This window comes from Micromonospora citrea (assembly GCF_900090315.1).
GTDB classification, from domain to species: domain Bacteria; phylum Actinomycetota; class Actinomycetes; order Mycobacteriales; family Micromonosporaceae; genus Micromonospora; species Micromonospora citrea.
Map to the genome: position 1 here is coordinate 2,084,125 of NZ_FMHZ01000002.1, position 23,048 is coordinate 2,107,172.

The following is a 23,048-nucleotide window of genomic DNA, read 5'->3' on the forward strand; positions in this document are numbered from 1 at the left end:
CGCGCTCACCGCTTCCCACCGCCCAGGCGGTTGGTGAGCAGGGCGTTGACCGCCGCGACGAGCAGGATGACCAGGAACAGCGCCCAGGACATGGCGGCGGCGTAGCCGAGGTTGAGGTCCCGCCAGCCGACCTTGTAGATGAGCTGCGCGACGGTCTGCCACTGCCCGTCGTCGCCGCCGAGACCCAGCGCCGGGTTGGCGTCGAAGAGCATCGGCTCGGTGAACAGTTGCAGGCCACCGATGGTGGAGAGCACGACCGTGAAGATGACCACCGGCCGGATCATCGGCACGGTGATCCGCCACAGCTGACGCCACGGCCCGGCCCCGTCGACGGCGGCGGCCTCGTAGACGTCGCGCGGGATGGACTGCATGGCGGCCAGGTAGAGCAGCGCGTTGTAGCCGATCCACTTCCAGTTGACCATGGTGGCGATGGCGATCCAGGAAGACCACTTGGCCGACCGCCAGTCGATCGGCTCGGTCTCGCCGATGCCGAGCAGCGACAGCGCCCAGTTGGCGATGCCGGTGTCGCGGGCGAAGACCACCGAGAAGATCAGCGTCGACGCGGTCACCGGGGTGATGTACGGCAGCAGCACCCCGACCCGGAACCAGGTCTGGGCACGCAGCTTGCGGTTCAGCAGCGACGCGACGATCAGGGCCAGCAGCAGCTGCGGCACGGTCGAGAGCAGGAAGATGCCGAAGGTGTTGGACAGCGCGTTGAAGAAGTCGTCGTCGGTGAAGAGGCGGCGGAAGTTCTCCAGCCCGGCCCAGCCGGTGAGGGTCGGGTCGTCGAGCCGCCAGTGGCGCAGGGCGACGACGCCGTTGAAGACGATCGGGAAGAGCCCGAAGACCGCGAAGAGCAGGAAGAACGGGGCGATCAGCAGGTACGGCACGTAGCGCACGTCGAAGCGGTGCAGCCGCGTACGCCAGGGGCCGGGTTCGTGCGGGCGGTCGCGGCGGCTGGCCGTCGCGCCGGGGTCCCGGCCGGGCCGGGGCGTCGCGGGAGCGGCACGGGTGGTGGGCATCGGGGACCTCCAGGAACCGAAGGGGTACGGCCGGCCGGCCGGGGCGGGTCGTGGGGCCACCCGCCCCGGCCGGGCTCGGCGTGCGGTCAGGACTTGGCGGCCTTCTCGGCCTCCTTGACCGCCTCGGTCCACGCCTGGTCGGGCTTGCCCTTCAGGTTTCCGGTGGCCAGCCGGTTGAGGACGTTCTCCACCGCCACCCGGGTGGGGCCGTTGCGCCGGCCGAGGTACTGCGGGGTCAGGTTCTCGGCCGTCTTCGAGAAGATCTGCCCCACCGGGGCGTCGTTGAAGAAGGGGTTCGTGAAGTCGCGGATCGCCGGGTCCTGGTAGAGCGCCGGCTGGGAGGGCAGGTTGCCGACCTTCTTGAAGATCTCGATCTGCTGCTCGGGCTGGATCAGCCACTCGACGAACTTGTACGCCTCGTCGACGTTCTTGCCCTGCTTGGGGATGGTCAGGAAGGAGCCGCCCCAGTTGCCGCCCCCGCCGGGGATGGCGGCCACGTCCCACTTGCCGCTGGTGCCGGGGGCGGTGTTCCTGATGTGCCCCTGCATCCAGGCCGGGCAGGCGAGCACGGCGAAGTCGCCCTTGACGAAGCCGCTGTTCCACTCGGGCGAGAACGCGGTGAGGTTGGCCGAGAGGCCGGCGGCGATGGTGCGGGCCGCGACGTCGAAGGCGACCTTCGGGCCGCCGTCCATCCTCAGCGTCTCGCTCTCGTCGTAGAAGCCGACGGGCTGCTGGCCGAGGACGGGGTTGAAGACGTTGGTGCCGGCGTCGATGAACTTCCTTCCGCTCTTGGCGGTGTACTGCTGGCCGACCTGGACGAACCGGTCCCAGGTGGGCCAGAGCGCGGAGACCTGGTCGCGCCCCGTGGGCAGGCCGGCGGCTTCGAACAGGTCGGTGCGGTAGCACATGGCCAGGCCGCCCACGTCGGTGCCGAGGCCGATCTGGGACTTGCCGTCGGGCGTGAGGGTCTGCTTCCACTTCCACGGCAGGTACTTCTGCTCGTACGCGCCGGCGCCCTTGTCGAGGAGGTTGACGAACTTGTCGGCCTGGCCGCGGAACTGGACGACGAAGCCCTCGTCGACGGCGGCGATGTCCGGCGCGCCGGACCCGGCGACGAGCTTCTTCTGGAGGTCCTCGTGCTGGGCGTTGTACTCGCCGGTGTTCAGGCTGATCCTGACGTTCGGGTTGGCGGCCTCGTACTTCGTCTTGAGCTCGTCGAGCCCGAAGTCGCCCCAGAAATTGATCTTCAACGTGACGGGGCCGCCCGGCTCGGAGCCGCCGCCGCTGTTGCCGCTGCACGCCGCGATCAGGACCAGGCTGACCGCGCCGACGGCGGTCGCCCGGGCCCAGTGCGTCAAGGACCGTCCCATGTCATCCTCCGCGCCAGAGTGGGAACGCTCCCGACATAGAGGAGCGTCGACTGAACCGGATAAGTGACGCCACCGTACGGGCCGGCATCGACGCTGTCAACGGGCAACCTCGCCCCGGCACCCGACGGTAACCTGCCTGTTGTCACGGAACCTGATCGCAGTGGTGGCAGCTGTCGCGCGGCGACGGGCGGCGGACGCAGGCGGGCGCCGACTGACACGGAAAGCCAGCTACTTAACCGGAAAAGCTCATGGTTCGACCAGCACTGTGGCCGGTCGGAGCGGCCCGGCCGCCGGTCGGTGCAGTAGCGTGGATCGCCGCCGGTCGTCCCCGGCCTCGCGGTGAAACCCGCCCAGGCGGGAGAAGTGGAGGAGTACGCCGGTGAAGCGGCCCACGATCGCCGACGTCGCCCGCCGCGCCGGAGTGTCCAAGGGGGCGGTCTCCTACGCGCTGAACGGCCAGCCGGGGGTCTCCGAGACCACCCGGCAGCGGATCCTCGCCATCGCCGCCGAGATCGGCTTCAACCCGAGCCGCGCCGCGCGCTCCCTCTCCGGCGCCACGGCCGACGCCGTCGGCCTCGCCCTCTGCCGCCCGGCCCGCACGCTCGGCATCGAGCCGTTCTTCATGGAGCTGATCAGCGGCGTCGAAGCCGAACTCTCCGCCCGGTCGTACGCCCTCACCCTCCAGGTGGTCGCCGACCAGGAGGCGGAGGTCGCGGTCTACCGCCGGTGGTGGGGCGAGCGGCGGGTCGACGGGGTCCTCGTCTGCGACCTGCGCACCGACGACCGTCGGGTGCCGGTGCTGGAGGAGCTGGGGCTGCCAGCGGTGGTGATCGGCGGCCCGGGCGGCACCGGCGGGCTGGCCAGCGTCTGGTCCGACGACGCGGCGGCGCTGGTGGAGACCGTGGAATACCTGGTCGCCCTCGGCCACCGCCGGATCGCCCGCGTCGGCGGGCTGCCCGACCTGCTGCACACCGAGATCCGCACCGAGGCGTTCGCCGGGGCCTGCCGGCGGCTCGGCCTGACCGACGCGGTCACCGTGCCGTCGGACTACACCGGCGAGGAGGGGGCGCGCGCCACCCGACGGCTGCTCAGCTCGGCCGGCCGCCCCACCGCCGTGATCTACGACAACGACGTGATGGCGATCGCGGGCCTGTCGGTGGCCCAGGAGATGGGCCTCGCAGTGCCGGCCGACCTGTCCATCGTGGCCTGGGACGACTCGCCGCTCTGCCAACTGGTGCACCCGCCGCTGACCGCGCTCGGCCGGGACATCCCGGCGTACGGCGCGCACGCCGCCCGGCAACTGCTCGCGGTGATCGGCGGCGCGCCGGCCGACCGGGTCCAGGACGAGACGGCCCACCTGACGCCCCGGGGCAGCACGGCCCCGCCGCGCCGGAGCAGTTGAACCGGTCAACGATCATGGGTCGCCCGCGGGTCGGCGCGACGCCGACGGGAACTCCTCGAAGTACGCCTCGACCCGCTCCGCCGTGGCCGGGCGGGCCAACGCGAAGCCCTGCCCGTACCGGCAGCCCGCCCGCCGGGCGCCCTCGACCAGGCCGGCCGACTCGAGCTCCTCGGCCACGATGTCGAGCCCCAGCCGGTCCCCCACGTTCACCACCACGTCGATGAGCGGACGCTGCGGATCCGCCGGGTCCACCAGCTGCGGGCCGACCTTGAGCAGGTCGATCGGCAACCGGCGGAGCTGCGCCAGCGAGGCGTGCTCGGCCCGGAAGTCGTCCAGCGCGGTGCGCACACCCAGCGAACGCAGGCCGGCCAGCCGGGCCACCACGGTCGGCAGCTCGGCGCCCACCCGGGGCTCCGCCACCTCGACCACCAGCCGCTCCGGCGCCACCCCGTACGCGTCCAGCACCGCGGCGGTACGCGGCACGAAGTCGGGCGCGGCCAACTCCCGTACGGTCACGTTGACCGCCATCCAGAGCTGCCGGCTCCCCAGCGACCAGGCGGCGAGCTGCCGGCAGGCCCGGTCCAGCACCCAGCAGCCCAGCTCGCCCACGATGCCGAGGTCCTCGGCCACCGGCAGGAACTCGGCCGGCAGCACCGTGCCGAGCACCGGGCTGCGCCAGCGCAGCAGCGCCTCCGTGCCGACCGGCTGCCGGTCGGTCAGGTCGAGCACCGGCTGGTAGACGAGGTCCAGCTCGCCGCGGGCGACCGCCCCGGGCAGTTCCCGCTCCAGGTCGAGCCGGCGGACGAGCTGCTCCTCCAGGTAGGCGTCGTACCACTCGACCCGGTCCCGGCCGAGTTGGACGGCGCGCCGCCGGGCCAGGTCCGCCTGGCGCAGCACGTCCTCCGGGGCGGCGCCGGCGACCTCGGCCAGCCCGATGCTGACCCGCAGCCGCAGCACCCCGCCCGGCACCTGGTAGGGCTGGGTGAGGGCGGCGAGCAGCCGGGCGCCCAGCGCGTACGCCAGCACCGGGCCGGTCGCGGTGACGACCGCGAAGCCGGTGGCGGTGAGGTCGGCGAGCAGGTCGCCGGGGCCGACGACCGCGCGGGCGCGCCGGGCGACCTCGGCCGGCAGGTCCTCCCGGGCGGGGTCGCCGGGCCCGTCGCCGGCGGTGCCGCCGGGGCCGTGCAGGTCGACGACCAGCACCGCGCCACCGGGCGACGGCGCGTCGCGCAGGACGGCGAGGGCCCGCAGCAAGCCGGGGCGGTCCGCCGGCTCGCCGGACCGGCCGCGCACCGCCGCGTACCGGCCCGCCCCCGCGATGCCGGCCGCCGCCTCCCCGACGCCGGTCTCCTCGGCGCGGACCGGCGCTCCTTCCAAGGCCGCCCCCTCGGCCAGGATGGCCGCCTCCTCGACGCCGGCCGGCGGGGCGCCGGCGGGGTCCGGGCCCGCGTCGGCACGGGCCGGCGGGGCGTGACCACCGGCCGGCGGGGCCTCGCCGGGGGGCGACGGTGCGCCGGCCGGCGGGGCGTGACCGGGTGGTGGCGCGGGCGGGTCGCCTGCCCGGAGCAGGTCGCGGAGCACGAGCGGCGGCGCCGCCGCGAGCGCGAGCAGCACCGCGGTGAGGTCCGGCGGCCCACCCGAGCGGAGCTGCCAGCCGGTGGCCGCCACGGCCGCGACGGCCGGGATCACCGCCCGCGGCCACACCAGGGTCGGCAGGGCCGGCGGGTCGGGCTCCGGCCGGGTCGCGCGCCGCGCCCCCGCCGCGGTGAGCAGCACCCCGCCCACCAGCGGGGGTACGGCCAGCAGACCCGCCCGCTGCGGCGCGACGGGAAGCGCGGCGAGTGCCGCCAGCCCGAGGAGGGTGAGCGTCGCCCCGGCGCGGCACCGCGCGGCGCCGGAGCGCCGGTGCGGCCCGGTCAGCGCCATGAGCGCCCCGACCGCCAGCCCGCCGAGGGCCACCGCCGCCGCGAGCCGGGCCGGCGGGTCGAGGCGGTCGCGGGGCAACAGCAGCCAGCCGGCGAGGACCAGCCCGATGCCGCCGGCGGACGCGTCGAGCAGCCGGCGCAGCCGGACCCGGGCGGCCGGGCGCGACGCCCGGGCCCACGGGGGCAGGCCGGCGACGAAGAGCGGGGCGGCGACGAACAGTCCCGCCAGGGCGACGGCGGGCCGGCGCCCCGCGCCGGCGAGCGGGAGGACGGCGGCGGCCAGCCCCGCCGCCACCACGGCGGCGTCGAGCAGCACGGCGACCCGGCGGGGCGCGGCCCGGCGCCGGGCCGCCCGGGACCGGGTGGGTGCCGGCGCGGCCGGCGGACCGGCGGCCAGCCGGGACAGGCGCGTGCCGGCCAGCGCGGAGCCCGCCGCGCCCGCCAGCGCCACCACGGCCGGTGCCGGCGCCCGGCCGGTCGCGCCGACCAGCAGGAGCAGCGCGACGGCGACGAGGACCACGGCCTCCGGCGTGGCCGGACGGCGGGCGGGGGCGCGGTGCGGGTACGCGAGGGGCACGGCGGTCGCCTTCGTGAGGGGGCACGGGCGGTGCGGCGGTGCGGGGCGCCGGACAGTTGGTCCACGGCCCACCTCACGCCAACGAGCGCGCAGGGCGGCGGTGACGCCGAGGCGACAGTGACCCTCGTCACTGACACGGCAGGATCACCCGGACACCGCCCGGCGCGTACCGGGGCCACCGGGGGTGGGATCATCGGGGGGTGAGCAGCTCCCACACCGTCAGCTTCCGGCACAACCAGGCGATCCTGGCCGCCGCGATCATCGCGTTCATCGGCACCCTGCCGCTGGCCGGCGCCCGGTGGTATCTGCTGCCGGTGCTGCTCGTCCCGCTCGCCGTCGGGCTCTGGGCGCTGCGCGCCGGCACCGACGCGGACGCCCACGAGCTGCGCCTGCGGGCACTGCTCGGGCAGCGCCGGATCAGCTGGGACCGGGTCGTGGAGCTGGCCCCCGGCCCGCGTGGCCGCGCGCTCGCGCGACTCGACGACGGGCAGGTGGTGCAGCTGCCCGCCGTCCGCGGCAGCGACCTGCCCCGCCTGGTCGAGGCCACCGGCCAGACCCTGCCCGGCGCGGCGCATTGACCCGGCGGCGCGGGCGTCGACGTGCCGACCGGGCGGCTCAGTAGCCGTCCACCACCACGTTGACCAGCGGCTCGCCGGCCACGAACCGCCGGACCTGCTCCCCGACCAGCCGGTACGCCCTCGGCAGGAAACCGCGCACCGAGCCCGCCACGTGCGGGGTGAGCAGCACGTTGGGCATCGTCCAGAGCGCGTGGTCGGCCGGCAGCGGCTCCGGGTCGGTCACGTCCAGCGCGGCCGAGATCCGGCCGGTACGCAGCTCGGCGACCAGCGCCTCCGTCCGGGCCACCGGCCCGCGCGCGGCGTTGACCAGCAGCGCGCCGTCGCGCATCGCGGCGAGGAACCTCTCGTCGACCAGCCCGCGGGTCTGCTCGGTCAACGGCACCAGCAGCACCACCACGTCGGCCTCGGGCAGCAGCCCCGGCAGCTCGTCGACGCCGTGCACGCCCTGCCCGGGGCGGGCGGTCCGGGCCACCAGGGTGAAGCTCACGTCGAACGGCGCGAGCCGGTCGCGTACCGCCGTGCCGATGGATCCCGCCCCGACGATCAGCACCCGCTTGCCGGTCAGCTCGTCGGTGGGGGCCACCTCGTCGTACGCCCACTCGCGCCGGGCCTGCGCCCGGGCGAGGGCCGGGAAGGCCCGCAGCTGGGACAGGATCGCCGTGACCACCCACTCGGCGGTGGACGGGTCGTGCACGCCCCGGGCGTCGCAGAGCGTCACGCCCTCCGGGACCCGGCCGACCCAGGCGTCCGCCCCGGCGGAGAGGAGCTGCACCACCGACAGGTCGGGCAGCTCCCGCAGCAGCGCGGTGGCGTCGCCGCCGGCCAGGAAGGGCGGCACCCAGAACCGGACGCCGGCCACCTCGGAGGGGCGCCGGCTCGCGTCGGCCAGCACCTCGACCGTGACGTCCGGCGGCAGCTCCCCGAGGAGCGTACGGCCGGCCTCGTGCGGGATCCATACCTTCACGCCCGCCGACGATAGGCCCCCGGCACCGCCGCCGGCGGGGCGGGGCGGGCCCCGGCACCCGAACGGGCGGCCGGACGCCGACGCGCGGTCCCGGGGCCACTGCACGTCGGCCGTGTCGATCCCGGTCCGGACGGGGTATAGGGGGGCCGGAGCGCCGGCCGGCCTCCGACCGGCACAGGCAGGTGATCGATGACCGACGGAATTCGCGGCGACGCTTCGGGGCACCCCGCTCCGAGCTCTGCGCTGCGCGACCCGGACCGGCTGCGATCCCTCGCCGAGACCGGGCTGACGGCCGCCCCCGACGAGGCGTTCGACCGGTTCGCCCGGCTGGTCGGCGACCTGCTCCACGTGCCCGTCGCGCTGGTCTCCCTGGTCGACGCCGACCGCCAGTTCTTCCCCGGCGAGGTGGGCCTGTCGCAGCCCTGGGCCGCCCTGCGGCAGACGCCGCTGAGCCACTCGTTCTGCCAGCAGGTCGTGCACCTCGGCACCCCGATGGCGCTGTCGGACGCCCGGTTCCACCCCACGGTCCGGGACAACCTCGCCGTGCCCGAGCTGGGCGTGGTGGCGTACGCCGGGATGCCGCTGACCGACCTCGAGGGCCGCGTCCTCGGGTCGCTCTGCGCGATCGACGACAAGCCCCGCGACTGGACCGCCGACCAGTTGCGGACGCTGGCCGACCTGGCCGCCGCCTGTTCGTCGGAGCTGCGGCTGCGGATCGCCCTCGACGGCGCCGAGCAGGCGCGCCGGCGCGCCGAGGAGGCCAACGGCCGGCTGGAGCTGCTCGCCGGGCTGGCGGGGACGCTGGCCGGGACGCTCGACGTGCCCACCGTGCTGCGGCACCTCCGCGACACCATGGTGCCGCTGCTGGCCGACTGGGCCCTGGTCACCCTCGTCGGACGCGACGGAGCACCCCGGGAGGTGACCGCCGTGCACCGCGACCCGTCCCGGGCCGCCGACGTCGCCCGCTTCGCCGAGCTGATGCGGACCGGCCTCAGCCCCGACTCGATCACCCGGACGGTGCTGCGGACCGGCCGGTCCGTGCTGGGCAGCGCCGGTTCGCTCGCCGACGTGCGGCGGGGCACCGTCGGGCCGGAGATGCCGGAGATCGCCGTACGACTGGGCTTCTCGTCGCACCTCAGCGTCCCGATCAGCGACGCCGGGCGGGTGCTCGGCTGCGTCAGCCTGATCAACGGCCCGGCGCGGCGCGGCTTCGACGACAGCGACCTGCTCATCGCCGAGGACATCGGCCGCCGGGTCGGGCAGGCCATCGGCAACAGCCGGATGTACGGCGAGCAGCGGCACGTCGCGTACGTGCTGCAGCACAGCATGCTCCCGGAGCTGCCCGCCGCCGACGACCTGGAGCTGACCGCCCGCTACCAGCCGGCCGCCGACCGGGTGGAGGTCGGCGGCGACTGGTACGACGCCTTCCGCCAGCCGGGCGGGGAACTGATCGTCGCGATCGGCGACGTGGCCGGCCACGACATCGAGGCAGCCGCGACCATGGGCCAGCTGCGCAACCTGGTCCGGGGCAACGCGTACGGCCGGCCCGACACCGTCGGCGAGCTGATGAGCCGCCTGGACGAGACGATGCGCGGGCTGCGCATCCCCGCCGCGGCCACCGCCACCCTGGTGCGGCTGCGCGCCGACGACGCCGGCGGCCGGCGGGTCACCTGGTGCAACGCGGGCCATCCCGCGCCGCTCGTGGTCCGGGCCGGGGGCGCGGTGGACGTGCTCGGCGGGGCGGCGGAGCCGCTGCTCGGGCTGCGCCGGCCCGTGCGCCGCACCAGCCGGGAGGCCCACCTGGCCGTGGGGGACACCCTGTTGCTCTACACCGACGGCCTCATCGAGCGGCGGGACCGCAGCATCGACGAAGGGATGGCGGAGCTGACCGAGCGGCTGGCCGGCACGGACGGGCTGCCGCTGGACGAGCTCTGCGACCTGCTGCTCACGGCCGTCCACCACCGGGAGGACGACGTCGCGCTCCTCGCCGTGCGGGCCCGCCGAGCCCGCCACGGCGGCCGGTCCGATCCGTCGGCCCCGGTGGGGCGCCCCGGCGGGCTACCCTGGGCCGGGTGAGCGCCCGTCCCCCGTACCCTCGCACCCGCCGCCTGAGGGCGGCCCTGGCGGCGTCGTGCGCGGCGCTGCTGCTCGCGAACGCCGGTTGCAGCTTCGGCGAGCCCGAGCCGGACCCGGCCGGTGAGCCGCCCACCTTCCCGACCCCCTCGGCGACGGCGAGCGCCGGCGCCGCCGGCCAGGAGGTGGTCACCACCGTGCTGGCCAAGGGGCTGCGGGTGCCGTGGGGGATCGCCTTCCTGCCCGACGGCACCGCGCTGGTCACCGAGCGGGACAGCGGCCGGATCCTGCGGGTCGGCCCGGAGTCGGGGCCCGAGGGCCTGAAGGTCACCCCGGTGCAGACCGTCCCCGACGTGGCGGCGGCCGGCGAGGGCGGGCTGATGGGCATCGCCGTCTCCCCCGACTACCAGCGCGACAGGTCGGTCTTCGTCTACTACACGACGGCACGCGACAACCGGATCGCCCGGCTGGAGCTGGGCGGCACGCCCACGCCGATCCTCACCGGCATCCCGAAGGCGGGCATCCACAACGGCGGCGGCCTCGCCTTCGGCCCGGACGGCCTGCTCTACGCGAGCACGGGCGACGCCGGCGACCGGCCGCAGGCGCAGGACGCCAAGCGCCTCGGCGGCAAGATCCTGCGGATCACCAGGGACGGCAAGCCGGCACCCGGCAACCCGTTCCCGAACTCCCCGGTGTGGTCCCTGGGCCACCGCAACGTGCAGGGCATCGCCTGGGACGCCGCCAAGCGGATGTACGCCGTCGAGTTCGGCCAGAACACCTGGGACGAGATCAACCAGGTCACCAAGGGGCGCAACTACGGGTGGCCGCAGGTCGAGGGGCGCGACGACGACAAGCGCTACGTCAACCCGATCACCCAGTGGCCGACGTCGGAGGCCTCCTGCTCGGGGCTGACCGCCACGGACCGGCTGCTGGTCACCGCCTGCCTGCGCGGCAAGCGGCTGTGGCTGGTCGAGCTGACCGACACCGGCACCGTGCTCGGCCAGCCTCGGGAGCTGCTGACCGGCCGGTTCGGGCGGCTGCGGGCCGTGGCCGCCGCCCCCGACGGCTCCATCTGGGTGAGCACCTCCAACCACGACGGGCGCGGCAACCCGGCGCCCGAGGACGACCGGCTGCTGCGTCTGGTCTTCGCCGGCGGCGGGGCCGGGCGGAGCTGACGCCACCGGAGCGTCCGGGTTTCCCAAGATCCCTCACTGGGCAGGTCAGAATCTCAACATGGACGGGCAGGAGAACGAGCAGCAGGACCGCCGGGGCGTGGACGCCCCGGCGGCCGGTCGTGTCCGCCGCGGCGACGCCGGCCGGCGCGCGCTCCGCGCGACCGGGGTGACGCTTGCGGTCCTGGTCGTCACCCTGGTCGGGGTGTTGATCGGCGTGCTCGCCGGCGGCCGGGTCAGCACCGACATCGGGCCGTTCCAGGCCGACCTGACGGTGGCGCCGGCGGTCAGCGGCGGCACGACCGTCGACATCCCGCCGCTGGGCGCGCTGCTGCTCGACAGCCACGACGGGCCGACCCATCTCACGGTCGAGCTGGGCGCGCTGGACCAGAGCCGCACCGAGGCGCTGCTCGACGACCCGGCCAGCATCGACCGGGCCAGCCGGTCGGCCGTCGAGGACGTCCGGGAGGGCGTGCTGCGGCTCGGCCTGCGGACGCTCGCCTCGGCCGTGCTGGTCACCCTGCTGCTGGCGCTGCTGGTCTTCCGCGACGCCCGCCGGGCGGCCTGGGCCGGCGGGCTGGCGCTGGTCATCACGGCCGGCAGCCTCGGCACCGCCGCGTCGACCATCCGCCCGCAGGCCATCGAGGAGCCACGCTACGAGGGGCTGCTGGTCAACGCTCCGGCGATCGTCGGCGACGCCCGGCGGATCGCCAACGACTACACCCGGTACGCCGAGCAGCTCCAGCGCATCGTCGGCAACGTCAGCCAGCTCTACACCACCGTGTCGTCCCTGCCGGTCTACGAGCCGGCGCCCGGCACCACCCGTGTGCTGCACGTCTCCGACATGCACCTCAACCCGACCGGCTGGCAGCTCATCCGCACCGTGGTCGAGCAGTTCGGCATCGACGTGGTGATCGACACCGGCGACATCACCGACTGGGGCAGCGAGCCGGAGGCCTCCTACGTCGGCTCGATCGGCCTGCTCAAGAAGCCTTACGTCTACATCCGGGGCAACCACGACTCCGGCCGGACCGCGGCGGCCGTGGCCCGACAGCCGAACGCGATCGTGCTCAACAACACCACCACCACCGTCGCCGGGCTGACGATCGCCGGCATCGGCGACCCGCGGTTCACCCCCGACAAGAACACCTCCCCGGCGGGCAGCGGCCTCACCAAGCAGGTCGCCGACCAGGTGATCGGCGTCGGCGACCAGCTCGCCGCGACGGTGCGCAGCTCGCCGCGGCCGGTGAACATCGCGCTGGTGCACGACCCCGCCTCCGCCGGCCCGCTGTCGGGCACCTGCCCGCTGGTGCTCGCCGGGCACACCCACAACCGGCAGGTGTCGAAGCTGCCGGCGGCACCCGGGCAGATGCCGACCCAGCTCATGGTGCAGGGGTCGACGGGCGGCGCCGGGCTGCGCGGGCTGGAGGGCGAGAAGCCCACCCCGCTGTCGATGAGCGTCCTCTACTTCGACGAGAACAAGCTGCTCCAGGCGTACGACGACATCACCGTGGGCGGCACCGGCCAGGCCCAGGTGAACCTGGAGCGGCACGTCGTGGAGGACCCGAAGGCGGGCGTGCCCGCCCCGGTCACCCCCACCCCGACGCGCTGACCCCGACCGGCTGGCCGTCCTATCCGTTTGTCCTGGCGCGCCGGTCCTAGGCGGTGGCCCTGACGCGCTGGCCCTGGCAGGCCCGGCCCTGGCACGCCCGGCCCAGGTGCGCCCGGCCCTGGCACGCCCGGCCCAGGTGCGCCCGACCCTGGCACGCCTGACCCTGGTGGGCTGGTCGTGCGGCTCCGGCCGCTGAGCGCCGAGCCCGGAGGGCGACCGTTCCGACCGTTGCCGGACCACATCGACTCGCCTCCGGCCGTGACCCTCGGTAGTTGTCTCCGCCCGCAGCCCTTCCTGTCGTCGGACGCTTTGCTCTGCACCCACTGACGCACCAGTAACGCCGTGTAGCGGCCTGCCGTCGGTAGCCGATCGACCGGGTTCACCTCCGCCCCGGCTCAGGAGCCTGGTGCGTCCGTGGGTGCAGAGCAAAGGGCGCGAGCGGACACCGCTGCGGCCCGCAACGGCAGTTGCACTGTGTCATCTCCACTGTCGTCGCGTTCGGTGACGGCCACGCCGACCGTCGCCCTGTCTCCGCCGCGTCAGGCAGGGACAGGGCGACCCAGCGCCACGTCAGCGCAGGGACAGGGCGGCGAGGGCGGCGTTGACGATGCTGCCGGGAAGCAGGTCGTGCAGCTCGTACAGCTCGTGGACGCTGCCGGACTGGCCGAACTCGTCGACGCCCAGCGGGACCGCCGGGGCGCCGACCGCCGAGCCCAGCCACGCCATCGCGTGCGAGGCGGCGTCGTGCACGGTCACCACCGGCACCCGGTCGGCGAACGCCGAGCGCAGCGCGCCCGGCACGCTCGGCACGGTCGCCGTGCGGACGCCCTGCCGCAGCGTGCGCTGCCAGGCCCGGTAGAGCCGGTCCAGCGAGGTGACGTCGACGACGTGCGCGGCGATGCCCTCCTCGGCCAGCTCCGCCGCCGCGGCGAGCACCTCGGGCAGCACCGCGCCCGAGGCGGCGAGCTGCACCACCGGGGCGTCGACCAGGTGCGGGTACGCCTGGTGGGCGTCGACCAGGCGGTACGCCCCGGCGACCGCCTGCCGGCGCAGCACCGCGTCGCCGAGCCGGGCCCGGGCCGCCTCGAAGGGCGCCTGGTCGATCGGGCGGGTGCTGAGCCGGAAGTAGTACGCGCCGTCCTCGGCCGGGGCGGCCGTCGCCGACGGGGTGGAGCCGCCCGCGATCTGGCCCAACGCGTCGCAGAGCAGCCAGTCCAGGGTGGCGGCGTAGGCCGGCTCGAGGAACGTCACCCCGGGCAGCTCCAGGCCCACCGAGGCGGTGATGGTCGACTGGTGGGCACCGCCCTCCGGGGCGAGGGTGATGCCCGACGGGGTGCCGGCGACCACGAAGCGGGAGCCGGAGTAGGTGCCGTAGAGGAACGCGTCGAGGCCGCGCAGCACGAACGGGTCGTAGACGGTGCCGACCGGCAGCAGCGGCTGGGCCGACAGGTCCCACGACAGGCCGAGCTGGCCGAGCAGCAGGAACAGGTTCATCTCCGAGATGCCCAGCTCGATGTGCTGCCCGGCGGGGCTCTCCGTCCAGCGCAGCATCCGGTCCTCGGTCCAGGAGCGCTGCTCGGTGGGCGCGAAGACGCCGGTCTTGTTGATGAACCCGGCGAGGTTGGTGGAGGTCGCCACGTCCGGCGCGGTGGTCACCAGGTAGCGGCCCACCTCCGGGTTGCGGGCCAGCTCGACCAGCACCCGGCCGAAGACCTCCTGCGTCGAGATCGGCTTGTTGGCACGTACCCTCGTGGTCTCCGGGACGGTGACCCCCAGCGCCCGCTCGCGCGGCACGCGGGACAGCGCCTCCCGGCGCTCGCCGGCCCGGATGCCGGCCTCCGACGCCGGGTCGAGGCGGTCCCACTCGGTCTCCGTCGTCAGGCCGTGCGCGGCGCGCAGCGCGTCGACCTGCTCGGTGCTGAGCAGCGCGGAGTGGTTGCGCGGGTTGCCGGCGATCGGCAGCCCCCACCCCTTCACCGTGTACGCGAACACCACGCTGGGGCGGTCGGTCACGGCGTCGCACTGGGCGTACGCGTCGAGCATGGCCGCCATGTCGTGCCCGCCCAGGTCGGTGACCAGCGGCCCCAGCTCGTCGTCGCCGACGTCGGCGATGAACGCCTCGACCTCGTCCGGCGCGCCGTCGAGGAACTGCCTGCGCAGCGCCGGCCCGGCGAGCCCGAACAGCGACTGGTACTGCTCGTTGGGCATCGCGTCGATCCAGTCGCGCAGCCGCTCCCCGCCCGGCCGGGCGTACGCCTCGGCGAGCCTTCGGCCGTACTTGACCTCGACGACGTGCCAGCCGGCGGCCTCGAACTGCCCCCGCCACTGGTTGATCCGCACCCCGGGCACCACCCGGTCCAGCGACTGCCGGTTGAAGTCGACGAGCCACATCACGTTGCCCAGGCCCGTGGTGGCCGGGTCGGCGACCGCCTCCCAGATGTTGCCCTCGTCCAGCTCGGCGTCGCCGATCAGGGCGACGAACCGCGAGTGCGGGCGGGCGCCGAAGTGCGCGTCGACGTAACGCCGGGTCGCCGCGGCGAACAACGGCGCCGCCGCGCCGAGCCCCACCGAGCCGGTGGAGAAGTCCACCTCGTCGGGGTCCTTTGTCCGCGACGGGTACGACTGGAGGCCGCCCCGGGCCCGCAGCCGGGTCAGGTAGGAGCGGTCGAGGTTGCCCAGCAGGTACTGGATGGCGTGGAAGACCGGCGAGGCGTGCGGCTTGACCGCGACCCGGTCCTCGGCGTCCAGGTGCGCGAACCACAGCGCCGTCATCGCCGTCACCAGCGAGGCGCTGGACGCCTGGTGCCCGCCCACCTTCACCCCGTCGCCGGTGTCGCGGTCGTGGTTGGCCGCGTCCACGATCCGGGTGGCGAGCCAGAGCACCCGTCGCTGGATCTCGTCGAGGACGTCGAGGTCGGTACGGGGCGGTCGCTCGTTCACGGTGGCTCCATCCAGGCGTCGCCGTTGACGCCTCGCGAGGGGTGCGGGGGTGCGGGGGTGCGGGGGTGCGGGGGCGTACGTAAGGGCCCCTTCCTGCGAACCGAAGGGGCCCTTACGTGCACCTCAGGCGGTGAGGCGTTCCAGGATCAGTTCGCGGACGGTCTTGGCGTCGGCCTGGCCGCGGGTGGTCTTCATGACCGCGCCGACCAGCGCGCCGGCCGCCGCGACCTTGCCGCTGCGGACCTTCTCCGCGATGTCCGGGTTGGCGGCGATCGCCTCGTCCACGGCGGCCGTCAGCGCGCCGGTGTCCGAGACGACCCCCAGGCCCCGGTTGGTCATGATCTCGGTCGGCGAGCCCTCGCCGGCCACCACGCCCTCCAGGACGGTGCGGGCCAGCTTGTCGTTGAGCTTGCCGGCGTCGACCAGGCCCTGCAGCTCGGCGACCTGCGCCGGGGTGGCCCCGACGTCGGCCAGCTCGACGCCGGTCTCGTTGGCCCGCCGGGACAGCTCGCCCAGCCACCACTTGCGGGCGGCGGCCGGGGTGGCGCCGGCGGCCACCGTCTGCTCGATCAGCTCGACCGCGCCGGCGTTGAGCACCGACTGCATGTCCGCCTCCGACAGGCCCCACTGCTCCTGCAGGCGGCGCCGGTGCAGCCGGGGCAGCTCGGGCAGGGCGGCCTTCAGCTCGGCGACCCAGGCGGCGTCCGGCGCTAGCGGCACCAGGTCCGGCTCCGGGAAGTACCGGTAGTCGGTCGCGGTCTCCTTGGAGCGGCCCGGCGTGGTGTCGCCGGTGTCCTCGTGGAAGTGCCGCGTCTCCTGCGTGATCCGGCCGCCCGCGTCGAGCACGGACGCCTGCCGGATGATCTCCGACCGGACCGCCCGCTCGACCGACCGCAGCGAGTTGACGTTCTTGGTCTCGGTGCGGGTGCCCCACTCCTGGCCGGGCAGGTTGAGGGAGGTGTTGACGTCGCAGCGCAGCGACCCCTCCTCCATCCGTACGTCCGAGACGCCCAGCGAGCGGATCACGTCGCGCAGCTCGGTGACGTAGGCGCGGGCCACCTCCGGCGCGAGCGCCCCGGTGCCGGCGACCGGCTTGGTGACGATCTCGACGAGGGGGATGCCGGCCCGGTTGTAGTCGACGAGCGACTCGGTCGCGCCGTGGATGCGCCCGGTGGCGCCGCCGACGTGCAGCGTCTTGCCGGTGTCCTCCTCCAGGTGCACCCGCTCGATGCCGATGCGCACCAGCTCGCCGTTGACCTCCACGTCCAGGTAGCCGTCGAAGCAGAGCGGCTCGTCGTACTGGCTGATCTGGAAGTTCTTCGGCATGTCCGGGTAGAAGTAGTTCTTCCGGGCGAACCGGCACCACTGCGCGATCGAGCAGTTCAGCGCCAGGCCGATCCGGATGGTCGCCTCGATGGCCGCCTTGTTCGCCACCGGGAGCGAGCCGGGCAGGCCCAGGCAGACCGGGCAGACCCGGGTGTTCGGCGCGCCGCCGAAGTCGGTCGGGCAGCCGCACCACATCTTGGTGTTCGTGCCCAGCTCGACGTGGGTCTCCAGGCCGATCACCGGCTCATAACGCTCGACAACCTCGTCGTACGACGGCAGGACGATCGTGCTCATCGGCACTCCAGCTCTCGACATCCGGACAGACCCGGCCAAGCCTAGTGGCTGGTCCGCCCCGGCCCCGACCCGGCCGGCCGGTGCTCACGCGTCGCGCCGGCGCAGCACCAGGTAGCCGCCGACGAGGGCGGCGGCGGCCCAGAGCGCGAGGATGCCCAGTCCGGCCCAGGGGCCGTACGCGCGGGCCCAGCGCGGATCGTCCGGCGGCCCGGCCAGGTGCATGATCACCCAGCCGGCCTGGTCCGGCAGGAACTGCGTCACGGTCTTCAGCTTCGGGATGTTGCCGAGCCCCTGCCCACCGAGGAAGAACAGCGGGATCAGGATCCCGAGCGACAGCGCCGAACTGCGCAGCATCGTCGCCACCCCCATGGCGAACACACAGATCAGCGTCAGATAGAGCCACGCGCCGACGATCGCCTGCGGCACCCCGTCCGCGCCGAGGGTCGTACCGCGCGGGCCGAGCGCCGCCTGCGCCACGACGAAGGTGGCCAGCACGGTGACCAGCGAGACGCCCGCGACCAGCAGCGCGCCGGCGAGCACCTTGCCGCTGTAGAACACGCCCCGGCGGGGTACCGCCGCCAGCGACATGCGGATCGTGCCGGAGCCGTACTCGCCGCCGACCACGAGCACCGCGAACGCCACCAGCGCGAGTTGGCCGAGGGTGAGGCTGTAGAACGTGGCGAAGAGCGGGTCGAAGTATGCCGACCCGGTGGGCGAAGGGTTGCGGAAGCTGAGCCCGAACAGGGCGGCGAGGCCGACGCAGAGAGTGAAGCCCAGCAGGAGAAGCCAGCCCGTCGACCGGACAGTCCGGATCTTGGTCCATTCGGAGGTGAGGACCGCCCCGGCGCTCATCGCTGCCCTCCGACGGCCCGGTACTCGACGGTGTCCCCGGTGAGCCTCATGAACGCCTCCTCCAACGTGGCCGACTGGGTGCTGACCTCGTGGACGGTCAGACCGTGCGCCGCAGCCAACTCGCCAATTTCCGAGGCTTGCGCCCCGTTCGCCTCCAACGCGCCGTCCGCCGCCTGCCGAACCACGATGCCGGCCGCCGTCAGCGCGTCACGCATCCGCTCCGGCTCCGGCGTACGGATTCGGACGTACGAGCGGGCGTGGGCCGCGATGAAGTCGTCGACGGTGGTGTCGGCGAGGAGCCGACCGCGGCCGATCACGACGAGATGCGCCGCGGTGAGCGCCATCTCGCTCATCAGATGACTGGAGACGAAGACCGTGCGCCCCTCGGCGGCCAGCCCCTTCATCAGGTGCCGGATCCAGAGCACGCCCTCCGGATCCAACCCGTTGACGGGCTCGTCGAACAGCAGCACCGGCGGATCGCCGAGCAGCGCGGCGGCGATGCCGAGCCGTTGGCCCATGCCGAGCGAGAAGCCCCTGACCCGTTTCCTCGCCACGTCGGCCAGACCGACCAGCTCCAGGACCTCCCGCACCCGGGCCTTGGGGATCCGGTTGCTCTGCGCCAGCCACAGCAGATGGTGGTACGCGCTGCGGCCGGGGTGCACCGCCCCGGCGTCCAACAGGGCGCCGACCCGGCGTAGCGGTTCGGACAGCTGCCGATAGCGCATGCCGTCGATGCGGACCTGACCGCCGGACGGCCGGTCGAGATCCAGCATCATCCGCATCGTGGTGGACTTCCCGGCCCCGTTCGGCCCGAGAAACCCCGTCACCCGGCCGGGCCGTACGGTGAAGGTGAGGCCGTCCACGGCGACCGTGTTCCCGTACCGCTTGCTGAGGTTGCGCACTTCTATCACCGGACCCAGGCTAGGGACCGCGCGGAACGCGGGCAGTCCTCGAAGGTTGTCGGTCTTCGTCGCCAAAGTTGATCCGGCGTCGCGCACTAACCTGCTAGGCGTGGCCAAGTTTCTTCTCGTCGCCATGGTGGCCGTGGTGGACACCCTGCTCCTGGCGGCCGCCCACTCCGACGGCCTGCCCCCGGCGGCCATCGCGGCATACGCGCTGACCGTCGTGCTGGTGATCGCCCTGCGGTACCGGAGCCCCGCGGCCTCGTTCGTGGCCGCGCTGGCGCTGGCCACGCTGACCGGCGGCACGTACGTCCTGCTGCTCTGGGCCGCCTACCAGGCCGGGCGGGCGATCTCCTCCCCGACCGGCACCGCCGTGACCGTGGGCGCGGCGGTCGGCGGCCTCGGCGCACAGCTCGTGGCCCGGGGCGCGCAGGGACTCGCGCCCGTCGTCTCGACGTTCGTCGTGTTCGTCGCGCTGCCGCTGCTGGTCGGCAGGTATCTCGCGCAGCACGACCGGCTGGTGTCGGCGCTCGACCGGAACAACCGGCAGCTCCGCCGGGAACAGGAGATCCTCGCCGAGCGGGAACGGCTCGACGAACGGCTGCGGATCGCCCGGGACATGCACGATTCGCTCGGCCACCGGCTCAGCCTGGTGTCGGTCCAGGCGGCCGCGCTCGAGGTGGCGGAGCTGCCACCGCAGCAACAGCAGGCGGTCCGGCAGTTGGCGACCGCGACGCGCAGAGCGATGGTCGAGCTGTACGAGCTGGTGGGGGCGCTACGCGAACGGGACGAGGCACCCGCCGCGTCGACGGGGGTGCCGGCGATCGGCTGGCTGGTGGCCGAGTTCCAGGCGGCCGGGGTGTCGGTGACGCTGCGCGAACGCGGCCAGGCGCTGCCGCTGTCGACGGCGGCCGGGCAGGCGGCGTACCGGGTGGTCGAGGAGGGGCTGACCAACGCCGTCAAGCACGCCCCGGGCCAGCCGGTCACTGTCGACGTCGGCTGGGAGGACGGCACGCTGCTGCTCACCGTCGTCAATCCGCTGCCCGATCCGCCGACCCCACGCAACGACATCGGGTCGGGCCACGGCCTGACCGGGTTGAGCGAGCGGCTCCTCCCGGCCGGCGGGTTCCTGGATCACCGCCTGACCGAGGGTTCCTTCCGGCTCTACGCGATGCTGCCCTGCGTGCGGTCCGGCGTCGCGGAACAGCCGGCCGACGACGACCACCCGCTCACGGTCGGACGTTTCCGTACGGTCGCTGTCGGGTTCGCGGCCGCGGTGCTGATGTTCGTGGTCCTCCCCGCGAGCATCCTGGCGGGGGTGGGCTGAATGATCAAGGTTCTGGTCGCCGACGACGAACCCCTGATCCGGGCCGGCATCCGCACCGTGCTGGAGTCGGCGCCGGACATCACGGTCCTCGCCGAGGCGGAGAACGGCCGGGCAGCCGTGGCGGAGGCCGTCCGGCACCGCGTCGACGTCGCGCTGATCGACCTCAGGATGCCGGTGTTGGACGGACTGGGCGCGCTCGAGGAACTCGGTCGACAGGCGCCCTGGCTGCGGGTGGTGGTGCTGACCTCGTTCGGCGCGGAACCGAACGTGCTGCACGCCCTCCAGCACCGCGCGGCGGGATTCGTACTCAAGAACTGCACCCCGGACGAGTTGGTCCGCGCGGTCCGGGCGGCGCACGCCGGCGACGCCTGGCTCTCCCCCGCCGTGACCCGCCTGGTGCTGGGCATGGTCACGCCGGTGACCGCCCGGCGCCGGCAGGATGCCGGCGAGCGGCTGCGCGCGTTGACGTCGCGCGAGAGGGAGGTCGTGGGGCTGGTGGCCGAGGGCCTGTCCAACGCCGAGATCGGCCGGCGGCTGCACATGAGCGAGACCACCATCAAGACCTACGTGAGCCGGATCCTCACCAAGCTGGACTGTGCGAACCGCGTCCAGGCGGCCCTGCTGGTCCGCGACACCGAGGGCCGGTAGGTGACAGGCTGGCCGCACGGTGCCGGCCCGGCCCCCGAACCGCGGGTCCGGGCCGGCACCGTGCGAACGACGTCGGCTACAGCGCCGGTGGGGTGAACGTGCCGACGGCGCTCTCCAGCGCGGCGGCGACCCGGTACATCCGGTCGTCGGCCATCGTCGGGGCCATGACCTGCAGACCGACCGGCAGCCCGTCGGAGAGCCCGCACGGCACCGAGATGCCGGGACCGCCGTAGAGGTTGGTCGGGATGGTGAACAGGTCGGCCAGGTACATCTGGTAGGGGTCGGAGGTGCGCGCCCCGACCGGGAACGCCACGAACGGGGTGGTCGGCGAGATCAGCGCGTCGACCTGCTCGAACGCGGCGGTGAAGTCCCGGGTGATAAGGGTCCGGACCTTCTGCGCCTGCCCGTAGTAGGCGTCGTAGTAGCCCGACGAGAGCGCGTACGTGCCGATCATGATCCGGCGCTTGACCTCGGGGCCGAAGCCGACCTCGCGGGTCATCGACATGACCTCCTCCAGCGACCGGTTGCCGTCGTCGCCGACCCGCAGGCCGAACCGGACGCCGTCGAACCGGGCCAGGTTGGAGGAGCACTCGCTCGGGGCGATCAGGTAGTACGCCGGCAGGGCGTACTTGAAGTTGGGGCAGGACACCTCGACGATCTCGGCGCCCAGCTTGGTCAGCGCGTCGACCGACTCGCGGAACGCGGCCAGCACGCCCGGCTCGGCCCCCTCGCCGGTGAACTCGCTGACGATGCCGAGCCGCACGCCGGTCAGGTCGCCGGTCGCGCCCCGCTTCGCGGCGGCCACCACGTCCGGCACCGGCTGCGGGATCGAGGTGGAGTCGCGCGGGTCGTGCCCGCCGATCACCTCGTGCAGCAGCGCGGCGTCCAGCACCGTACGGGCGCAGGGGCCGGGAGTGTCCAGCGAGGAGGAGAACGCCACCAGGCCGTAGCGGGAGGTGCCGCCGTAGGTGGGCTTCGCGCCGACCGTGCCGGTGACCGCGCCGGGCTGGCGGATCGAGCCGCCGGTGTCGGAGCCGATCGCCAGGGGCGCCTCGTACGCGGCCAGCGCCGCCGCGCTGCCGCCGCCGGAGCCGCCCGGGATCCGGCTCAGGTCCCACGGGTTGTGGGTCGGCCCGTACGCCGAGTATTCCGTGGAGGAGCCCATCGCGAACTCGTCCATGTTGGTCTTGCCGAGCATCACCGTGCCGGCCTCGCGCAGCCGCCGCACGATCGTCGAGTCGTACGGCGGGCGCCAGCCCTCCAGGATCTTCGACCCGACGGTGGTCGGCACGCCCTTGGTGGTCAGCACGTCCTTGACGGCGACCGGCACGCCGGCCAGCGGGCCCAGCTCCTCGCCGGCGGCGCGGCGGGCGTCGACCTCGGCGGCGGCGGCCAGCGCGCCCTCGCTGTCGACGTGCAGGAACGCGTGCACCCGGTCGTCGACCGCGGCGATCCGGTCCAGGTGCGCCCGGGTGACCTCGACGGCGGAGGTCTCGCCGGCGGCGACGAGCCCCGCGATCTCCGTCGCGGTCAGTCTGGTCAGGTCACTCATGCCGCCGCCTCGCTTCGCTCACCGGCGCCCTGAGCGCCGCGCACACCGCGCCTGATGGTCCGCTCGCTCATGACGCCACATCCTCGTCCAGGATCCGCGGTACGCGGAACCGCTGCTCCTCGGCGTCGGGCGCGCCCGACAGCGCCTCCTCCGGGGTCAGCCCCGGCACCACGACGTCGTCCCGCAGGACGTTGGTCAGCGGCACCGAGTGCGAGGTCGGCGGGATGTCCGCCGCCGCGACCTCGCCGACCTGCGCGACCGCCTGGAGGATCACGTCGAGCTGACCGGCGAAGGTGTCCAGCTCCTCCTCCGTGACGGCGAGCCGCGACAGTCGCGCCAGGTGCGCGACCTCCTCGCGGGAGATGGCGGCCATCGGTGCCCCCTTCGTGACGATGCTGCTGGTCGGGCCGGGTGCCGCCCGCGCGACCGGTGGTGCGTGACGCGCGGTGACCGGAGCGAGTCTATTGTTCCGCCCCGGCGGCGCGTCCCCGACTCCCCCTCCGGGCGCGGCG

The 23,048-nt window shown here is 74.2% G+C and carries 17 protein-coding genes; 7 read left to right on the forward strand and 10 right to left on the reverse strand.

The genetic code is table 11. The features are described from left to right. Positions 1-5: 5 nt before the first annotated feature. Together GA0070606_RS09580 and GA0070606_RS09585 are read right to left on the reverse strand one after the other, a co-directional pair. Positions 6-1,022: a carbohydrate ABC transporter permease gene (locus GA0070606_RS09580; protein WP_091096910.1), complete on the reverse strand. Its 1,017-nt coding sequence runs from the start codon at positions 1,020-1,022 to the stop codon at positions 6-8. An 86-nt stretch (positions 1,023-1,108) separates the two neighbouring features. After that, on the reverse strand, positions 1,109-2,392 hold the full coding sequence (locus GA0070606_RS09585; RefSeq protein ID WP_091096912.1) for an ABC transporter substrate-binding protein: 1,284 nt from the start codon (positions 2,390-2,392) through the stop codon (positions 1,109-1,111). A 379-nt stretch (positions 2,393-2,771) separates the two neighbouring features. Between GA0070606_RS09585 and GA0070606_RS09590 the strand changes: the two genes are divergently transcribed. Then, positions 2,772-3,794, forward strand: a complete 1,023-nt coding sequence (locus tag GA0070606_RS09590; protein ID WP_091096914.1) for a LacI family DNA-binding transcriptional regulator — start codon at positions 2,772-2,774, stop codon at positions 3,792-3,794. Between the two features lie 12 nt (positions 3,795-3,806). On the opposite strand, the gene GA0070606_RS09595 is transcribed toward GA0070606_RS09590, so the two are convergent. Further along, complete coding sequence (locus GA0070606_RS09595) at positions 3,807-6,296, reverse strand: bifunctional diguanylate cyclase/phosphodiesterase (RefSeq protein ID WP_091096916.1); 2,490 nt, start codon at positions 6,294-6,296, stop codon at positions 3,807-3,809. 200 nt (positions 6,297-6,496) lie between these two features. Between GA0070606_RS09595 and GA0070606_RS09600 the strand changes: the two genes are divergently transcribed. After that, complete coding sequence (locus GA0070606_RS09600; protein WP_091096918.1) at positions 6,497-6,874, forward strand: PH domain-containing protein; 378 nt, start codon at positions 6,497-6,499, stop codon at positions 6,872-6,874. A 37-nt stretch (positions 6,875-6,911) separates the two neighbouring features. Here GA0070606_RS09600 and GA0070606_RS09605 read toward each other — a convergent pair whose 3' ends face one another. After that, on the reverse strand, positions 6,912-7,838 hold the full coding sequence (locus GA0070606_RS09605) for a 2-hydroxyacid dehydrogenase (RefSeq protein ID WP_091096920.1): 927 nt from the start codon (positions 7,836-7,838) through the stop codon (positions 6,912-6,914). 189 nt (positions 7,839-8,027) lie between these two features. Between GA0070606_RS09605 and GA0070606_RS09610 the strand changes: the two genes are divergently transcribed. Genes GA0070606_RS09610 through GA0070606_RS09620 form a run of 3 tightly spaced genes read left to right on the forward strand, consistent with a single transcriptional unit; the run spans position 8,028 to position 12,695 of the window. Next, a complete protein-coding gene (locus GA0070606_RS09610; RefSeq protein WP_091096922.1) occupies positions 8,028-9,914 on the forward strand; it encodes a GAF domain-containing SpoIIE family protein phosphatase in 1,887 nt (628 codons plus the stop codon). Then, positions 9,911-11,086 (forward strand): PQQ-dependent sugar dehydrogenase, encoded by a 1,176-nt coding sequence (locus GA0070606_RS09615; protein WP_091096924.1) that lies wholly within the window; start codon positions 9,911-9,913, stop codon positions 11,084-11,086. The genes GA0070606_RS09610 and GA0070606_RS09615 overlap by 4 nt, the downstream gene beginning before the upstream one ends. A gap of 58 nt (positions 11,087-11,144) precedes the next feature. Continuing rightward, entirely contained in the window at positions 11,145-12,695 is a 1,551-nt protein-coding gene (locus tag GA0070606_RS09620; RefSeq protein WP_091096926.1) for a metallophosphoesterase, read from the forward strand. A 570-nt stretch (positions 12,696-13,265) separates the two neighbouring features. On the opposite strand, the gene GA0070606_RS09630 is transcribed toward GA0070606_RS09620, so the two are convergent. The 4 genes from GA0070606_RS09630 to GA0070606_RS09645 form a co-directional block, all read right to left on the reverse strand. Continuing rightward, the gene (locus GA0070606_RS09630; RefSeq protein ID WP_091096928.1) at positions 13,266-15,635 is read right to left on the reverse strand and encodes a transketolase-like TK C-terminal-containing protein; all 2,370 of its coding nucleotides are present in this window, start codon (positions 15,633-15,635) and stop codon (positions 13,266-13,268) included. Positions 15,636-15,758: 123 nt separating this feature from the next. Continuing rightward, complete coding sequence (gene gatB, locus GA0070606_RS09635; protein WP_091096930.1) at positions 15,759-17,255, reverse strand: Asp-tRNA(Asn)/Glu-tRNA(Gln) amidotransferase subunit GatB; 1,497 nt, start codon at positions 17,253-17,255, stop codon at positions 15,759-15,761. An 84-nt stretch (positions 17,256-17,339) separates the two neighbouring features. Continuing rightward, positions 17,340-18,107, reverse strand: coding sequence for an ABC transporter permease (locus GA0070606_RS09640; protein WP_091096932.1), 768 nt, complete (start codon positions 18,105-18,107; stop codon positions 17,340-17,342). Next, positions 18,104-19,018, reverse strand: coding sequence for an ABC transporter ATP-binding protein (locus tag GA0070606_RS09645; RefSeq protein ID WP_091096934.1), 915 nt, complete (start codon positions 19,016-19,018; stop codon positions 18,104-18,106). Before GA0070606_RS09645 ends, GA0070606_RS09640 begins: the two co-directional genes overlap by 4 nt. Positions 19,019-19,118: 100 nt before the next feature. On the opposite strand from GA0070606_RS09645, the gene GA0070606_RS09650 reads away from it, so the two are divergent. Both GA0070606_RS09650 and GA0070606_RS09655 read left to right on the forward strand, forming a co-directional pair. Next, the gene (locus GA0070606_RS09650; protein ID WP_091096936.1) at positions 19,119-20,336 is read left to right on the forward strand and encodes a sensor histidine kinase; all 1,218 of its coding nucleotides are present in this window, start codon (positions 19,119-19,121) and stop codon (positions 20,334-20,336) included. Beyond that, positions 20,337-20,984, forward strand: coding sequence for a response regulator (locus tag GA0070606_RS09655; protein ID WP_091096938.1), 648 nt, complete (start codon positions 20,337-20,339; stop codon positions 20,982-20,984). It abuts the gene before it with no gap. 76 nt (positions 20,985-21,060) lie between these two features. Here the strand turns inward: GA0070606_RS09655 and gatA are convergent, their stop codons facing one another. Together gatA and gatC are read right to left on the reverse strand one after the other, a co-directional pair. Then, positions 21,061-22,536 carry an Asp-tRNA(Asn)/Glu-tRNA(Gln) amidotransferase subunit GatA gene (gene gatA, locus GA0070606_RS09660; protein ID WP_091096940.1) on the reverse strand — a complete coding sequence of 492 codons (1,476 nt, stop codon included), beginning with the start codon at positions 22,534-22,536 and terminating at the stop codon, positions 21,061-21,063. A gap of 67 nt (positions 22,537-22,603) precedes the next feature. After that, a complete protein-coding gene (gene gatC, locus GA0070606_RS09665) occupies positions 22,604-22,909 on the reverse strand; it encodes an Asp-tRNA(Asn)/Glu-tRNA(Gln) amidotransferase subunit GatC (protein ID WP_091096942.1) in 306 nt (101 codons plus the stop codon). Positions 22,910-23,048: the final 139 nt, after the last annotated feature.